Source organism: Sphingopyxis sp. Root1497, from assembly GCF_001427085.1.
Classification (GTDB): domain Bacteria; phylum Pseudomonadota; class Alphaproteobacteria; order Sphingomonadales; family Sphingomonadaceae; genus Sphingopyxis.
The window spans coordinates 1,184,830-1,200,144 of the sequence record NZ_LMGF01000003.1 but is presented as its reverse complement, the minus strand read 5'-3'; the positions used below and the strand labels follow the sequence as shown (position 1 = coordinate 1,200,144).

At 64.9% G+C, this 15,315-nt stretch carries 21 protein-coding genes and 1 pseudogene; 13 read left to right on the top strand and 9 right to left on the bottom strand.

Annotation, left to right across the window (positions count from 1 at the left end; all coding sequences use genetic code 11):
• Positions 1-143 precede the first annotated feature (143 nt).
• The 6 genes and pseudogenes from ASD67_RS09185 to ASD67_RS24015 all read left to right on the top strand — a co-directional run.
• On the top strand, positions 144-2,084 hold the full coding sequence (locus tag ASD67_RS09185) for a ribonucleoside-diphosphate reductase subunit alpha (RefSeq protein ID WP_056346153.1): 1,941 nt from the start codon (positions 144-146) through the stop codon (positions 2,082-2,084).
• A 49-nt stretch (positions 2,085-2,133) separates the two neighbouring features.
• Positions 2,134-2,529, top strand: a complete 396-nt coding sequence (locus ASD67_RS09180; RefSeq protein WP_235535617.1) for an endonuclease domain-containing protein — start codon at positions 2,134-2,136, stop codon at positions 2,527-2,529.
• Positions 2,530-2,594: 65 nt separating this feature from the next.
• The gene (locus tag ASD67_RS09175; protein ID WP_056347227.1) at positions 2,595-3,659 is read left to right on the top strand and encodes a ribonucleotide-diphosphate reductase subunit beta; all 1,065 of its coding nucleotides are present in this window, start codon (positions 2,595-2,597) and stop codon (positions 3,657-3,659) included.
• Between the two features lie 126 nt (positions 3,660-3,785).
• Positions 3,786-4,013 carry a hypothetical protein gene (locus ASD67_RS09170; protein ID WP_056346149.1) on the top strand — a complete coding sequence of 76 codons (228 nt, stop codon included), beginning with the start codon at positions 3,786-3,788 and terminating at the stop codon, positions 4,011-4,013.
• A 92-nt stretch (positions 4,014-4,105) separates the two neighbouring features.
• Positions 4,106-4,513: a hypothetical protein gene (locus ASD67_RS09165; protein ID WP_056346146.1), complete on the top strand. Its 408-nt coding sequence runs from the start codon at positions 4,106-4,108 to the stop codon at positions 4,511-4,513.
• Positions 4,485-4,882 (top strand): annotated as a pseudogene (locus ASD67_RS24015) (helix-turn-helix domain-containing protein); the annotation flags it as partial. The gene ASD67_RS09165 and the pseudogene ASD67_RS24015, both read left to right, overlap by 29 nt.
• A gap of 427 nt (positions 4,883-5,309) precedes the next feature.
• Here the strand turns inward: ASD67_RS24015 and ASD67_RS09160 are convergent.
• On the bottom strand, positions 5,310-5,807 hold the full coding sequence (locus tag ASD67_RS09160) for a hypothetical protein (RefSeq protein WP_235535616.1): 498 nt from the start codon (positions 5,805-5,807) through the stop codon (positions 5,310-5,312).
• A gap of 243 nt (positions 5,808-6,050) precedes the next feature.
• On the opposite strand from ASD67_RS09160, the gene ASD67_RS09155 reads away from it, so the two are divergent.
• Complete coding sequence (locus tag ASD67_RS09155) at positions 6,051-6,812, top strand: hypothetical protein (protein ID WP_056346144.1); 762 nt, start codon at positions 6,051-6,053, stop codon at positions 6,810-6,812.
• Between the two features lie 61 nt (positions 6,813-6,873).
• Here the strand turns inward: ASD67_RS09155 and ASD67_RS09150 are convergent, their stop codons facing one another.
• The gene (locus ASD67_RS09150; RefSeq protein WP_056346142.1) at positions 6,874-7,260 is read right to left on the bottom strand and encodes a hypothetical protein; all 387 of its coding nucleotides are present in this window, start codon (positions 7,258-7,260) and stop codon (positions 6,874-6,876) included.
• A gap of 62 nt (positions 7,261-7,322) precedes the next feature.
• The gene (locus tag ASD67_RS09145; RefSeq protein ID WP_056347223.1) at positions 7,323-7,613 is read right to left on the bottom strand and encodes a TM2 domain-containing protein; all 291 of its coding nucleotides are present in this window, start codon (positions 7,611-7,613) and stop codon (positions 7,323-7,325) included.
• Between the two features lie 149 nt (positions 7,614-7,762).
• Between ASD67_RS09145 and ASD67_RS09140 the strand changes: the two genes are divergently transcribed.
• Positions 7,763-8,371, top strand: coding sequence for a hypothetical protein (locus tag ASD67_RS09140; protein ID WP_056346141.1), 609 nt, complete (start codon positions 7,763-7,765; stop codon positions 8,369-8,371).
• Positions 8,372-8,446: 75 nt separating this feature from the next.
• Positions 8,447-8,596 (top strand): hypothetical protein, encoded by a 150-nt coding sequence (locus ASD67_RS23440; RefSeq protein WP_200937998.1) that lies wholly within the window; start codon positions 8,447-8,449, stop codon positions 8,594-8,596.
• Positions 8,597-8,696: 100 nt separating this feature from the next.
• On the opposite strand, the gene ASD67_RS09135 is transcribed toward ASD67_RS23440, so the two are convergent.
• Complete coding sequence (locus tag ASD67_RS09135; RefSeq protein WP_156377628.1) at positions 8,697-9,200, bottom strand: translation initiation factor 2; 504 nt, start codon at positions 9,198-9,200, stop codon at positions 8,697-8,699.
• Between the two features lie 293 nt (positions 9,201-9,493).
• Here ASD67_RS09135 and ASD67_RS09130 point away from each other — a divergent pair, with 293 nt between their 5' ends.
• Entirely contained in the window at positions 9,494-9,955 is a 462-nt protein-coding gene (locus ASD67_RS09130) for a hypothetical protein (protein WP_056346139.1), read from the top strand.
• Positions 9,956-10,069: 114 nt separating this feature from the next.
• Here the strand turns inward: ASD67_RS09130 and ASD67_RS24010 are convergent, their stop codons facing one another.
• Positions 10,070-10,519 (bottom strand): DUF2272 domain-containing protein, encoded by a 450-nt coding sequence (locus tag ASD67_RS24010; protein WP_443028033.1) that lies wholly within the window; start codon positions 10,517-10,519, stop codon positions 10,070-10,072.
• A gap of 224 nt (positions 10,520-10,743) precedes the next feature.
• Positions 10,744-12,240 carry a sulfatase-like hydrolase/transferase gene (locus ASD67_RS09120; RefSeq protein WP_156377627.1) on the bottom strand — a complete coding sequence of 499 codons (1,497 nt, stop codon included), beginning with the start codon at positions 12,238-12,240 and terminating at the stop codon, positions 10,744-10,746.
• Between the two features lie 237 nt (positions 12,241-12,477).
• Here ASD67_RS09120 and ASD67_RS09115 point away from each other — a divergent pair, with 237 nt between their 5' ends.
• Together ASD67_RS09115 and ASD67_RS09110 are read left to right on the top strand one after the other, a co-directional pair.
• Entirely contained in the window at positions 12,478-12,810 is a 333-nt protein-coding gene (locus tag ASD67_RS09115; RefSeq protein WP_056346135.1) for a hypothetical protein, read from the top strand.
• The gene (locus tag ASD67_RS09110) at positions 12,810-13,163 is read left to right on the top strand and encodes a hypothetical protein (protein WP_056346134.1); all 354 of its coding nucleotides are present in this window, start codon (positions 12,810-12,812) and stop codon (positions 13,161-13,163) included. Before ASD67_RS09115 ends, ASD67_RS09110 begins: the two co-directional genes overlap by 1 nt.
• 90 nt (positions 13,164-13,253) lie before the next feature.
• On the opposite strand, the gene ASD67_RS09105 is transcribed toward ASD67_RS09110, so the two are convergent.
• Positions 13,254-13,511 (bottom strand): DUF2171 domain-containing protein, encoded by a 258-nt coding sequence (locus ASD67_RS09105; RefSeq protein ID WP_056346133.1) that lies wholly within the window; start codon positions 13,509-13,511, stop codon positions 13,254-13,256.
• Positions 13,512-13,660: 149 nt separating this feature from the next.
• Between ASD67_RS09105 and ASD67_RS09100 the strand changes: the two genes are divergently transcribed.
• On the top strand, positions 13,661-14,323 hold the full coding sequence (locus ASD67_RS09100) for a hypothetical protein (protein ID WP_056346132.1): 663 nt from the start codon (positions 13,661-13,663) through the stop codon (positions 14,321-14,323).
• 4 nt (positions 14,324-14,327) lie between these two features.
• Here the strand turns inward: ASD67_RS09100 and ASD67_RS22605 are convergent, their stop codons facing one another.
• Positions 14,328-14,792 (bottom strand): thermonuclease family protein, encoded by a 465-nt coding sequence (locus ASD67_RS22605; protein WP_443028032.1) that lies wholly within the window; start codon positions 14,790-14,792, stop codon positions 14,328-14,330.
• A 217-nt stretch (positions 14,793-15,009) separates the two neighbouring features.
• Positions 15,010-15,315 carry a hypothetical protein gene (locus tag ASD67_RS09090; protein WP_056346131.1) on the bottom strand — a complete coding sequence of 102 codons (306 nt, stop codon included), beginning with the start codon at positions 15,313-15,315 and terminating at the stop codon, positions 15,010-15,012.

Below are 15,315 nucleotides of genomic sequence, written 5' to 3'. Positions count from 1 at the left end.
ACATGGGCACGGGAAAGAGCGTTTTGCGCCCAAAAATATGTGCCCCCGAGGACCGTTTAGATGCTAGGCTGGGGTTTCGTCCCGAGTCGAACAAGACAGGAACAGGCGCGCGATGCGCGCCGGTGTAATCGAGGGCGTGATACATGGATTTTCGGGAAACGGACCGGGTGGAGACGAGCGACGTGGCGACGATGGAATTGACGAAAAACGACACGCAGGCGGCCCCCGAATCAAAGGGCGATTCGCCCGCAACGGCAAAGCTCAACGACAGCGGCGAGGCGAAAGTCCACGCGCGCCGGTTCGAGGTCGTCACCGACCGCAGCCGCGACGCGCTGCTCACCGACTTCGGCAAGGAAACGCTCGAAGACCGGTATCTGCTCCCCGGCGAATCCTATCAGGATCTCTTCGCGCGCGTCGCCTCGGCCTATGCCGACGATCAGGACCACGCCCAGCGCCTCTACGACTATATTTCGAAGCTGTGGTTCATGCCCGCGACCCCCGTGCTGTCGAACGGCGGCACCGGCCGCGGCCTGCCGATCAGCTGCTATCTGAACTCGGTCCCCGACAGCCTCGAAGGCATTGTCGAGACGTGGAACGAAAATGTCTGGCTCGCCTCGCGCGGCGGCGGCATCGGCACCTATTGGGGCAGCGTGCGCGGCATCGGCGAACCCGTCGGCCTCAACGGCAAGACCAGCGGCATCATTCCCTTCGTCCGCGTGATGGACTCGCTCACCCTCGCCATCTCGCAGGGCAGCCTGCGCCGCGGTTCGGCCGCCTGCTATCTCGACATCAGCCACCCCGAGATCGAGGAGTTCCTCGAAATCCGCAAACCCTCGGGCGACTTCAACCGCAAGGCGCTCAACCTCCACCACGGCGTGCTGATCACCGACGAGTTCATGGAGGCCGTCCGCGACGGCACCGAATTCAACCTGCGCAGCCCCAAGGACCAGAGCGTCCGCGGCGCCGTCGACGCGCGCAGCCTGTTCCAGAAGCTCGTCGAAACGCGCCTCGCGACCGGCGAACCCTACATCATCTTCATCGACCAGGTGAACCGCATGATGCCCAAGCATCACCGCGATCTCGGGCTCAAGGTCACCACCTCGAACCTGTGCAGCGAAATCACGCTGCCGACGGGCCGCGACCATCTCGGCAACGATCGCACCGCGGTCTGCTGCCTCTCGTCGCTCAACCTCGAAACCTGGGACGAGTGGAACGGCGACAAGATGTTCATCGAGGATGTCATGCGCATGCTCGACAACGTCCTCCAGGACTATATCGACCGCGCCCCGCCCGAAATGGCGCGCGCCAAATATAGCGCCAGCCGCGAACGTTCGGTCGGCCTCGGCGTCATGGGCTTCCACAGCTTCCTTCAGGCACGCGGCCTGCCGTTCGAGGGTGCGATGGCGAAATCGTCGAACCTGCGCGTCTTCAAGCATATCCGCGCCCAGGTCGATCAGGCGTCGATGCTGCTCGCCAACGAGCGCGGCCCCTGCCCCGACGCCGCCGATCAGGGCGTGATGGAGCGTTTCAGCTGCAAGATGGCGATCGCGCCGACCGCGTCGATCAGCATCATCTGCGGCGGCACCAGCGCGTGCATCGAGCCGATCCCCGCGAACATCTACACCCACAAGACGCTCTCGGGCAGCTTCTCGATCCGCAACCCCCACCTCGAAAGCCTGCTCGTCGACAAGGCGAAGAACAGCGACAATGTGTGGAACTCGATCCTCGAAAAAGGCGGCAGCGTCCAGCACCTCGACTTCCTGACCCAGGACGAGAAGGACTGCTACAAGACCAGCTTCGAGATCGACCAGCGCTGGCTGCTCGAACTCGCCGCCGACCGCACCCCCTATATCGACCAGGCCGCGTCGCTGAACCTGTTCATCCCGGCCGACGTCGAGAAATGGGACCTGCTGATGCTCCACTATCGCGCGTGGGAACTCGGCATCAAATCGCTCTATTACCTGCGCTCGAAGTCGGTCCAGCGCGCCGGTTTCGCGGGCGGGGTCGAGGCCGACAACACCGCCGAAGCGCCGGTGTATCAGCTGGAGAGCACCGACTACGACGAGTGTCTGGCCTGCCAATAAGGCATAAAACCCCTCTCCCCTTGTGGGAGAGGGAGGGGCCCTTCGCCGCGTGAGCGGCGATGGGAGGGTGAGGGGGCGAGGCAAGCGTGCCGACCTCCCTTGGTGGACAACCGAAAGAGCGCGTAAGCTCCGCCGCGAAGCCACCGACGCCGAGAAGCGCATGTGGCGCGCCTTGCGGGAGGCCTTCCCTCACGCAAAGTTCCGCCGCCAGCAAGCTCTCGGGCCCTATTTCGCCGATTTCACATCGCACGCCGAACGGCTGGTGATCGAAATCGACGGGGGACAACATGGCGAAGCCGTCGCCTATGACGAAGCGCGCACGCGCTTTATCGAAGGCGAAGGCTATCGGGTGATCCGGTTTTGGAATGACGATGTGATGACGAATATCGAGGGAGTGCTGGCACAAATCGACGCCGCCCTGGCCCCCTCACCCTCCCAAGGCTGACGCCTTGGGCCCCTCCCTCTCCCACAAGGGGAGAGGGAATGAAGTTCGAACGCAAGGATAGACTGATGCCCCTTCTAGAAGCCCGCAAGACCTACAAGCCCTTCGAATATCCGTGGGCGTTCGATTTCTGGAAGCGCCAGCAGCAGATCCACTGGGTTCCCGAGGAAGTGCCGCTGGGCGAGGATTGCCGCGACTGGGCGCAGAAGATCAGCGACCATGAACGCAATCTGCTCACCCAGATTTTCCGCTTCTTCACCCAGGCCGATATCGAGGTGCAGGATTGCTACCACGACAAATATGGCCGCGTGTTCAAGCCGACCGAGATCAAGATGATGCTGACCGCGTTCAGCAACATGGAAACCGTGCACATCGCCGCCTACAGCCACCTGCTCGACACGATCGGCATGCCCGAGAGCGAATATGGCATGTTCCTCGAATATGACGAGATGCGCGCCAAGCATGATTATATGCAGCAGTTCGGGGTCGAGAATGACGAGGATATCGCGCGCACCCTCGCGATGTTCGGCGGCTTTACCGAGGGGCTTCAGCTCTTCGCCAGCTTCGCGATGCTGATGAACTTCCCGCGCTTCAACAAGATGAAGGGCATGGGCCAGATCGTCAGCTGGTCGATCCGCGACGAAAGCCTCCACTGCGAAGGCATCATCAAGCTGTTCCACACCTTCACCAAGGAACGCGGCTGCCTGACCAAGGCGGTGAAGGAAGACATCATCGACACCTGCCAGAAGACCGTGCGGCTCGAGGATGCGTTCATCGACCTCGCCTTCGAACAGGGCCAGGTCCCCGGCATGACGCCCAAGGAGATCAAGCGCTACATCCGCTACATCGCCGACTGGCGCCTGGGGCAGCTCGGCTTCCAGCCGATCTACATGATCGACGAACACCCCCTCCCCTGGCTCGCCCCGCTGCTCAACGGCGTCGAGCATGCCAACTTCTTCGAGACGCGCGCGACCGAATACAGCAAGGGCGCGACCCGCGGCGAATGGAACAGCGTGTGGTCGAGCTTCGACAACCGCAAAAAGGCCAAGACCAGCGACGACGCCCCCGCGGTGAACGACGCCGGCGACGAGGGCGAAGACATGTTCGCCAAGGCCGGGATCGCCGCAGAGTGATAACGAACCCCTCCCCTTCAGGGGAGGGGCAGCGAAGCTTGCCAGCTTGCTGGCTTAGCGCAGCGGGGTGGGCCAGGAACCTCAGGGCACAGGCCCCCGCCCAATAAACAGAACAAGGCAAAGACAATGACCGACAAGAAACCCAAGCTCCTCATCCTCAGCCAGCCGCAGCGCGCGACGCTCGAAGGCCTGTCGAACCGCCGCCCCCAACTCCCCACCGACCCGATCCGCGACGAACTCGTCACGCTGGGACTGGTGGTCGCACAGGGCGCCAAATGGGCGCTGACCCCGCAGGGCAAGAAGGTGCTGGCGGCGAGCTCGAACCGGCGCAATTCGGGCGGGTTTTCAGTTTGAGGTGACGCAGCCGCGAGCGCGGGCTAAATTGCAAATGCACCGTCCACAGCTGAATGAGTCAAGCCACTTGCCGGATATACCGGAATCTGTATATGAGTGAAGTCAATCGCCGCTTCCGCCTCATTGTTGACGAGGAGGTTGCGGCCGATTTGATTCGTGTCGAGCGTGAGGACAAACAAGCTTATGATGAACTTCAAGTGTTCTTCGAAGACTTGGAAGGCGATGTATCTTGGTGCCAGTCGATCGTGGACCCTCACTACTCAGACAACCAAATCGAAAGCGTAGAACCCATCTGGTTCCTTCAAGATGAAAAAAAGAATATATATCGCGTCAAATTTTATGATGTGCAGGGCTGGAGAATTATTACCGCCGCCGATCATCAAAAGAGGCTCGTCGCAATACTTGCAATTATGAAACGTGATCAAGACTATCAATCTGACAAAGAATTTTCTGAGAGGCTACGGAGAAGCTATGACACGCTCGGCTTTACGGCGATCTAGTCGCGGCTTTGGAAACTGGGCTGGAAAGCCTTCCCCGATAGCGAAAGAACATCTTTTAAATCGGAGGGTTTCATTCGCCGAATTTGAAGCACTGCCGCCAGGATTTGTGTCACTTCGTCAGTTCATCGGCGACCACTTTCAAGATCCAGATCGTCAGACCCTAAAGGATATCCGAGTCCGCCGATCAAAAGAGGCGCTTGAAGCAGGGCAGATACTTACTCCGGCAATGCTTAGAATGAGCAAGGGCATGAGCCAAGCTCAACTTGCGGCGAAAATTGGAAGCTCTCAACCAGCTATAGCGCGCCTAGAATCCGGCTGCGAGCGCCCATCCTTTGACAAACTGATAAAGCTTCAATCCGCATTGGGTGTNTTTTTTTTGTGAAGACCTTCGCATGGAAGAGTCTGGGCAACCCATGCTCATCGGGCTTATGTCTCCAAAATTTGAAATTTCTGGTCTCCCCTCGAAAATTAGATCTCTAAACTTTGTTTCGCTATTTTATGCATCTCTGCGAGATATTGATGTCGTGGTAAATCTCGATATTAAGGTTTCGGGATCCAGCCCAACAAACAAAGAAAAATCAAGAAATTATAGTAGAAGATTCTCTGATGAAATGTTGAATACAAATAGCGATGAAGAAAATTTGCTAGTTATAAGTCTGCCTCTTCACAATATAGACGTTGAAGATGGGACAAGAATTGAAGCGAAACTGAGCTACAATGACGTAGTTGAAATATATTCGATAGAATTCTGTGAGTATATAGAAGAATAGAATTCAGCGTTAGGTCCAACCAAAGCTCAATTCACCGTAACCCCGCTCGGCACCCCGCGCATCCCGGCCGCCGCGAACATCACCCCGCCGCGCACCGCCTCGGGCGTGTCTTCCAGCAGCGCGAGCTTCACCAGTTCGCGCGTCACTTCGCTGTCGTCGTCGACCACCAGCCGCAGCGATTCCACCCCGACCCCGTCCTTCGCCAGCACCACGTCGCGGACCAGCGCCAGCGGCCAGCGCGCGCTGCCGCCGCGGTACAGCGTCACCCCGTCGTGGCGGACATAGGCGTTCCGCCACCGCCACAGCCGCCGGAAATAGACGAAGCCCAATAGCGCAACCGCCATCAGCGCGGTCATCACCACATCGCCGAACACTATGTGCCGCACGGCCTCGCCGACCGTGTCGCCGCGCGCCTGCATGGCGACCAGCGCGGCGAGCGCCAGCGCGCACAGCAATTGCCCCGCCGCCAGCGGTTTCGGCCTCAGCCGCGCGATCACGATCGTCATCCGGTCCCCAGTTCTCATCGCGCGCCTAGATAGGCACGCCCATGCGGCAGCGCCAGACGGCGGCCGCACGAAGCCGATAAAGAGCCGCGTGACGAAATAGGATCGGCTCCGGCCATTCGCGGCTTTCCTAATTTATTCCGCCATGCTTCACCCGGTGCGATGACGCACGCGCCCGCACGCCCTCTCGCCACCCCCCGGTCCGACGCCGGGCCGCTTAAGGGCACAAAGGGCACAATTTCGCTGCGCGCGCCGGGGAACTTTGTGCCCTTAAGCGCCATCGCCGCCCTTCTTTTCCTCCTCGCCGCGCCCGCCGCCGCACAGACCGTCACCCCTGTTCCCGCGGCGATTCGCGCCGAATTCGACCTCCCCCCGCGTGCCTATGCCAAATATCTCGACGCCGGCGGCATCCCCGTCCTCGGCTCGGCCGCGGTCGGCGACGCCGCGCTGCGCAAGGCGCGCGCCAATGTCCTCACCCTGCTCGCGACGCGCCCCGGGGTCGCGGCGCGGCTGCGCTCGCAGCGCGTCCGCGTCGTCATCCTCGCGCGCGGCGAGAGTGTCGGCGCCATCCCCGAATATCGCGCCGCCTTTCCCGACCGCTCGCTCGACAAGCGCTTCTGGGGCGGCTTCGGCGCGACGCCGACGCTGCCGATCGTCGCGGGGACGGAGGCGAATTTGATCGACGGCCAGAATGACGAAAATGTCTTCGTCCATGAATTCGCGCACAGCGTCGCCGAAATGGCGCTCGCCGCCGACCCCGCCTTTGCGAAAGGCCTGACCGCCGCCTGGGACCACGCCCGCAAGGCGCGGCTGTGGGCAAACACTTACGCGGGCAGCAGCCGCGACGAATATTGGGCCGAGGGGGTGCAGGCCTATTTCGACGTCAATCGCGAAGGCCCGCCGGGCGGCGACGGCGTCCACAACGACCGCAACACCCGCACCGAGCTGCGCGCCTACGACCCCCTGCTCTTCGCGCTGATCGACCGCGTCTATGGCGGTGCGACGCTGCGCGATACCGCCGACTGAGCGCGCGCTTGCCATCGCCGCGCCCGTGCCATCGGCGCCGGCCAGCCCCGGCTAACCCGTCCTAAAAACAACTGTCGCCATAGCACCACACCGCGCGGCCCGACCATCTGCCGTCAACGGGATTGCCCACGTCATCGGTGGCGGGGGTAAAGCGCGCGCGGCGCATCACCTGCGTGCAGGTCAGCGCGCCGAATTCGGCGCCCAGCGCACCCTCGCCCTCATGCGTGCATTCGGTCGGGCGGCCATGCGGCCCCACCGCCAGTGTGAAGGCGATGACCAGCCGCTGGCCGACCAGCCGGTCCTGCATCTCCTGCGACGCGCCCATGATATCTACCCATTGGGCCTGATTGCTCTTCGGGATGGGCGGTTTCGCCAGCGACTGCGCCGCCGCCGGCGCCGCGGCCAACGCCAGCGCGCCCATCGCCCCCAGAATCGCGCCGCTTTTCATCGCCTTCTCCCCGCCACAGGTCGCGCAGGCTAGCCGGGCGTCGCCGCGAAGTCGAGCCGCGCTCAGCGCGCCATGAACGGGATCATCACCGCGTCGGCGAGCACCCACAGCGACCAGAGGATCAGCCCGATATAGAGGATCGGCGACAGGAAGGCCGCGATGCCGACGACCAGCGTGCCCGCGAGCAGCAGCACCATCGCGATGCCGCTGTTGTTGTAACCGAGGTAGAAACGGTGCGCCGCGACCCCGCCGAGGAAGAACCACAGCAGATACGCCACCAGGATCGATTTCTGGTCGCGCCGTTCGAAACGCACGTCCGAAAAGGCGTAAAGGTCGCCATTATATTCCGCCATCGCCATCCCCCTGCCGGTCCAAACGCCCCGTCCTCCTCCTCGCACAAATTGCTGATCGATCGGTAAACGGCGCGCGCTTGACAGCGGGACGGCGACGGGCGCACCCCGGATACGGGCAGCCGCACCGCTCGCCGGAGGGAGACCAACCGATGACCGTCCGCCACCGCACCGCCACCGCCTTGCTGCCCGCGCTGCTCCTCCTCGCACCGCCCGCCGTCGCCACCTCTGTCGTCGCGACCCCGTCGCACCGGATCGACCGCGCCTGCGCGATCGCCGCCGACGTGCTTGCCGGGCTCGTCGCAAACGCCAGCCCGCGCCCCAACGCGTTGCTCGGCGTCAGCGTCACCACCGATGCGCTCGGCACGGCGACGTGGGAGGACAATGCCGCGCTCGCCGCCGAACTCGGCAGCCACGCGGGCCAGCCCGACCGCGTGCCGCTCCGCCTGCTCTCGCTGCGCCGCCTCGACGACGGCGGCGACAAGACACGCGCGCTCTATGTCGCGACGGTCGAACGCGATCGCTGGGAACTCACCCGCTATATGGGCGATGACGGTCTGCTGATGCCCGTCTACGAACCCGATCCGCATTATGAAACAAGCCGCAACGCCTGGCTCGTCACCTTTCGCGGCAACCAGGTCGCCACGCTGCGCGAGGCGGCCGAACTCTGGGCGATCGGCCGCGGCGATGGCGCGATCGACTGCCGCGGCGCGATCGACCCCGAAGCCCCGATTCCGGTCTCGGCCCCTCACAGCGACTGACCGCCTCACCGGCGCGACAAGCCGCCGCCGCGCGCCGCGAAATCCTGCTATGCCGGTGGCGGAAGGAGACAGCCCATGCAGGCCGTAACCGAAGACGACCGCCGCAAGGAAATCCGGGTGCTGCTGCACCAGATCGAGGCGCATCCCGAACGCGACTGGAGCGCCGCGCGCCGCCGTCTCGCGACGCTGAGCAAGCTCGTCACGGTCCCGACGAAGCGACACTGACCCGCGCGACGGGCAAAAGAAAGGCGGGGCGGCGGCCGAAACCGCGCACCCCGCCGATCCTGTTACAAAGGCGCGCCGGCGTCGCCGGCGCGTCGCTGGCTTATTCTTCGAGCCCGGCGAGCTTCGGGCCGATCGTCTTGGCGACGTCGACGCGCACCGAGGCATTATGTTCGGCGACGGTCATCACGACCTTGCCGTCCTTGTCGAGCAGCACCGCTTCCTCGTTCGAGCCTTCGGGCGCGAGCTTGACGATCAGCGGGCGCGGATAGAGGCGGTTGCTCGCCCCGTTGCTGCCGTCGACCACACCGCCGACGATGCCGCCGAGCAGGATGTTGCCGAACGCCGAACCGCCGAGCTTCGACTGGATCAGCACATAGGTCGGCTTGTAACCCGGCAGCGTGATGTCCGCGCGCTGATCATTCTTGCGCTTGAACTCGAGCTTGCACGGCGTCGTGCAGCTGTCGCCGCTGGTGAATTTGACGAGCGCCCCGCCCGGGTTCGTCTCGGTCGAATAATCGGTCTTGGTGCCGTTCACTACCGTGGCGCAACCCCCGAGTCCGAAGGACAGGGCTGCTGCGACCGCCACAGAAATTTTCGCTTTCACTGGTATTCCCCCTTGTTGAAACCAACGTCGTGATGGATGCAAAAAATGCAACGGTAAAGCGTTTTCCTCGTGCGACGAACCGAGGGGCGGAGGCGCCCGCGAAAAGCGCGGAAAAGCGTGTAGTGAACGCGTGATTAACCGGTACGACGGGCCATCGCACCGGCAATTGCGGCCCCCACCAGACCCTTCGTCGTACCTTCGCGGCGCCCCGTCCGATTCGCCCGCAGCGCGCGCAACGCGCCGCCGGCACCGCCGTTTCGACGGCACGGCAAATCCATTTCGGGAGTTATATCATGCGTAAGGTCCTCATCACCTTGTCCGCCGGCACGGCGCTGTTCGCCGCCCCCGCCCTCGCGCAGGTCGCGGGCGTCGGCGGGCAAGTCGGGGTCGGCGGCCAGGTCGGCGTCGATACCGGCGCGACGCTCGGCACCGTCAGCGACCGTCTGTCGGGAACCGTCGATCGCGTCGACGGCACCGTGAACCGCACCGTCGACAGCACCAACCTTCGCGTCGCGACGCGCGAACAGGTGCGCGCGGGCGCCGACATCCGCGATGGCCGCGGCAACAGCATCGGCACGGTGCAGAGCGTCGAGGGCGACACCGCGGTCGTCGTGCGCGGCGGCAAGCTCTACAATATCCCGCTGTCCGACATTTACCACGACGCGAGCGGCACGGCGAACGGCCTTGTGACCAAGCTGTCGCCCGGCGAGATCAAGGCGCGCGCGGTCGCGGGCGCCGAGGTCAAGGGCAACTGACCGGCGACAGCGACCCCTCGCGTGCCGGGACGTCGCCACGCATCGGGAGCCGGGTGCGCACCCGGCTCCCTTTTGGCTTTCGCGATGTTACCGAGGCTTGGGTCGTCGCCTGAGTCAGATTTCGCAGGCGAGCACCGCTATCCACGGATAGCTTTTGCTCCCGTCCTTGCGCGGAAGCAGTCGTCCATTGCCATCGAGCGATAGCTTCTTGCGGTCCACATTGTGGATGATGTTACCGCCGATGGTAATGGCATGGGTCGTCGTCACCTCGATGACGATATCACCGTGCGACGGATAGAAGCTGTCGGCCTGATAGATCATCTTGGCTTGGTCGTAATCATAGGTTTTGGCATATTCCCGCCCGCCACAGATGATGTCGCCGACCTTCGGCGTATAGGCCGCGGGTTTCATCGCTCGATATCCATAACCGGCGTTGGTCCCCGCGCTCGCCTTCATCGCGGCGTCGATATAGTGACAATGGGCCTGGCTATATTTGAACTTCGTGCCCGCCCCCGCCTTGCGGATGCAGAAAGAAACAAAGGCCGACGACCAGGCCGGCCGGATGCCGCCTTGGACCGTCCGGCCCGTCAGATTGTTGATGTTNCCCTGGGTTTCGCGTCCCGCACCGTTGTCCCAACGGGCATATTCTGCGAGACAAATCTGAGCAAGTTTTTCGGTAAATATAGTCATGGCAACGCTCCCCTAAAAATCTATGGCGTCGCGACTCAGTATTTTTTCACCGATCGGAAGAATGAGCGAAAAAGGTTAGAAAGCCAAATCAATATTGTTCAATCGACCGGCGGCACATCCGCGGCCGTTCCCGGAAAGGCACGGCCCGCGCTGACCGCGATCTCGCCGCCTTCGCGCACCGGGATCACGCTGCGTCCGAACCACACATAGCGCGCCGTCGGTGCGTCGAGGTCGCGGTCGTAGCGCGCCGCCACCGCCGCGCGGTCATACCCCATCCACCCCAGGGTCGCCGGAAAGATCTGGCTCGCCGACCGCCCGCCCCCGGGCGCCGCGGCATAGCGCGCCGCCAGCCGGTCGGGCACGAAGACCACCAGCGGCACGCGAAACTCGTCGGCGACCGGCGCCTGGCTGCAATGCGGCAACGCCCCGGGGGCCAGGTTCTGGCCATGGTCCGACGTATAGACGATCGCCACCGCCTCGCGGTCGACCCCGGCGAGCAGCGTATCGAAGAAACTCCGTTTCGACCAGGCCAGCGCCGTGTCATATTGGCGCGCGACCGGCGCGTCGGCGGGGATCGTGCCCTCGGGATAATGATCGCGATACTGGAAATGGACGCCGCGCAGCACCACCAGGGCAAAGCTTTTTCCCGGCGATTTCATCTGCGCGTTCAGCGTCCGGGCGATCCGCCGGTCGGTGTCGATGCCCCCCGCCATCGACCGGAAATCGTCGATCAGCGCGCGTTCGGGCGGCAGCAGCAAATTCTGCGGCGCCCCCGCGGTCTGCCCGTCGATCAGGATCGTGCGATACCCGGCGCGCTTCGCATAGCCCCAGATCGACGGCGTCGCCCGCAGGTCGCTGTCCCTTCCGACATGCCGCACGTCGACCCCCGACCGCAGCGCGACCTGCGCCGGTGCGCTGCAATGCCCCAGCGCCGCCGCCACCCCGAAATCCCGATGCGCCACACCGCGTAGCGAAGGGGCGATCAGCCGAGCGAAGGGTGCCGCCGCGACGCTTTCGTCGACCAGCCAGACGATATGCCGCGGCGCATCGCCGGTATCGGGCACCAGGGTCACCGCTTCGCGCGCCGGTGGCGGCGCCGCGCTCGCCAGCTCCCACGTCAGCCCGTACAGATTGCGCTCGGCGCCTTCGGGCCAGCGGTCGAGCGGGCGGATCAGCAATCCAGGCAACAGGAACAACGCGGCGCCGGCCCAGGCGAATGTCCGCCCGGCAGGCAGTCGTCCGGATCGCAGCAGCAAATGCCGCGCCCCAGCGAACAGCGCGACCGCCGCCGCCGCTTGCACGCCCGCCAGCATAAACGCCCCGCCGAATGCACCCGCCGCATTGCCCGCCTGCCGTGCCTCGGCCGCCATCCACGCCAGCGTGCCCGCGCCCATCAGTTCGCTGACCAGCCCGCTATAACCATGGTTGACGAGGATCGAGACCCCCGCGAGCCCGAGCAGCAGCATCGCCCAGCGCCGCGGCAACCAGACCAGCGCCGCGAGCAAACCGGTCGCCTGCGCCGCGAGGACGGCAAAGGCGCCGACGGCATTGCGCGGGTCGCCCGCCGCGAGCCGATAGACGACGTCGTGGGTCAATTGATACCGGTTGGCGACGGCATAGCCGGCCGCAAACAACAGTAGCCCGGCGGCGGCCCGCCATGCCCCGCTTGCTGCGCCCTGCGGTCGTCGCTGTTTCGCCCAATTCGCCATACGCGCGCCGAATTAGGGCAAACTCGTTGAAAAATAGCAAAAAGATGTGCCGCGTCCGCAAGCTGGCCTGCCCGCCCCCGTTGCGATAGGATAGGCCGGCGCGACGATGAGGAGGCCGACGCGATGAACGGTGCAGCCGACAGCGAAGACGCGGGCGAGCGGCTGTACGCCGCCACGATCGCCCACGCCCAAAGCCGCGGCTTCCGCCTCGGCGACGGCGCCGACCAGCATTTTCGCGAACGATCCGACGACGCCGCGCGGCAATTGGCGGGCGCGGCGAACGACGAAGGCTTCGACCTCGCCATCGCCAACGCGCGCGCGCTGATCGATGCGATGATCGCCGCGCGCCCTGCGGCCTATGCCGACGATCCCGACCGGCTCGCATCGAACATCATCGGCGAAGTCACCCTCGGCGAGGCCCTCGCACGCCTCTGCCCGATCTGGCCTTTCTGCTGATGGCCTTCGACGAGCGCATCGGCGCCGCCTTCGGCGCGGCGAGCGACACGGTGAAGCAATTGCTGGCTCTCGCGACGGCGTCGATCGGCGGCGCGATCGCCTTGTTCGACGACGGCGCCAAAGCGGGCATCGACTTCGGCCCCGCCGACCTCTGGGTCCGAATCGGGCTGATGCTGCTGGCGTTCAGTGTGCTGGGCGGGCTGATGGCGCTCGGCGCGATCGCCGGACAACTGGGCAGCGACAAGGTCGATACCCCCAACAGCTATGCCCCCGGACTCCGCCGGTTCTACGGACTCCAGCTGCTCGCCTACGGTCTCGGCGTCGTCGCGCTCGTGGTCCACGCGGTCGGCTAGCAACGAAAACGGCCCACCCCGCGCGTCGGCGGGATGGGCCGGTTTCGATGCCGTGGCGGCGCGCGGTCCGCGCCGCCAATCCGCTCTTGCTTATTCGGCCTCCTCGAACAGGTCGACCGCATTGGCGGCGGTCGCCGACAGGCGGATCGTGTCGCCTTCGACCGACGCGACGAGCCCGGCGGGCAGATAATGATGCTTGCCGCCCTCGCCGTCTTCGGCCTGCGGGCTGTCGGCCTTGGTCAGCTTGATGCGCTCGCCGTCGAGATGGTCGACGGTGCCGACATGGACACCGTCGGCGCCGACGACATTCATATTTTCCTTGATCGCGCTATGGTCATGCTCTGCCATGGGGAGTCTCCTTGCCGCTCGCGGGGGCTGTTCCGGGCGAGTCCTGCGCATGATACGCCCGATCCTGGCATTCGATCCACCAGCTTCGACGATCCGCCCCAAAGCCGCGTTCGCCTTTCATTCGGGCGCGAAGCGGCTAAGCTCGGCGCATGCGTTTCCCGGCCCTCTTCATCGCCCTCGCGCTCTTCGCCGCGCCCCCCGCCGCCGCCTGCTCCCCCGCCCCCGGCTACCGCGTGCCGACCAATATGGAGCTCGTCGGACAGGCCGACCTGATCCTGCTCGCGACGGTGAGTCCCGGCGATTTCGAACCCGACGGCCCGCCGACCCAGCAAATCCTGCTGGAACCCGTCGCAGCGCTCAAGGGGACGATCCCCGACGGCCCGCTGGCGCTGTCGGCGATGATCGCGACCGATGCCGAGGCGATGCTCAGCAACCCCTATGAGTTGAACGAGGCGCATCCGCAAAGCTACACCGGATCATGCACCCGCTACGCCTTCCCCAGCGGATCGCGCGTCCTCTTCTTTCTGACCAAAGAAGACGGCCATTGGCGCGAAGCCGGCGGCGCGTTCAGCCGCTGGGCCGAGGACGTACTCATCGACGATGCGCCCTGGCTGCGGCTCGTGCGCTTCTATCTCGAGGTTCAGGCGCTGCCCGAGGCCGAGCGCGACGCGGCGCTCACCGAACGCCGCGCTTTTTGGGGTGCGCTGGGCGACGATCCGGTCGCGCAATTGATGGCGCAGGACATCGGCCGCCAGCTCGCGGGTCCGAACCCGCCGCTGCGCGGAGAACTGCCGCCGGCGCCCGAAGACTGAACCGTCAGCACCACGGCCGCCGTGCCCCTTCCCACCGCCTCGCCAGCCCCTCGCCGACAAGCACATCGCCGACACTCGCGCCGCCGCGCGTCACGATGCGCAGCTTGCGCCCGTAATGATCGCCGTCACGCCCGGCACTTTCGAGGCTGAAGGACCCGGCGTTCAACCACGCCTGCAGCCGCCGGGTCGCCGCCCCGCCCAGTGCCGCCTCTTCCGCGCAGCGCGCCGGGTGGGTCTCAGGCGTATCGATGTCGGCGATGCGGTATTTCTCGCCCGCGAACCAGAAGGTGTCGCCGTCGACGACACAGTCGCGCCCGCCCCCGCTATGACAGAAACCGAAGCGCGCGGCATGGCGGTCACCCGGCATCACCGGCGCGGCCCGAACTACAAGGCCGTCGGCCTTGGCGCCATCGGCGAGAGCGGGGGAGAATTGCAGCGCCGCCAGCGTTCCCAGAAAGCCCAACGCCATGATCGGCGTGATCCACCGGATCGCTCCGACTCCACCGCTGGAGCGTGCCGTTTTGCGATACCGCCGCTGGCGGCGATGGGTGGAAAGAAAATCGGGTCCGGCCATGCCGCGACCCTGCCATCACCCGCTTACCAAAATCCCGACAGGCCCGCTCCGCTATGGCGGCGACCGCCGTCAGATTGCGCCGCAGCGGTGCCGGATAGGACGAAAACGGGCGTCAGGGCGCGCCGCGCGGTTCATCGTCCTCGATGCCGCCTTCGCCGAGCTCGCCATCCTCGTCGTCGTCGCTGCGTTCGCCGCGATAGGCGCCCATGTCGATACGGCCCGAGCGTTCCATCTGGCGCATATGATCGACCAGATCCTGCATGTCGTCGCTGTCGCCCGGCCCCTTCGCCTTGACGCTGTCGCCCAGCGGCCGCGCGCGGCGCGCCGCCTCGGCGACGGTCTGCGCCTGCGCTTCCTCATCCTCCTGCTCGCGGTTGACCGCTTCGGGGGCTTGGTCTTCGCGGGGTTCGTCGATCAT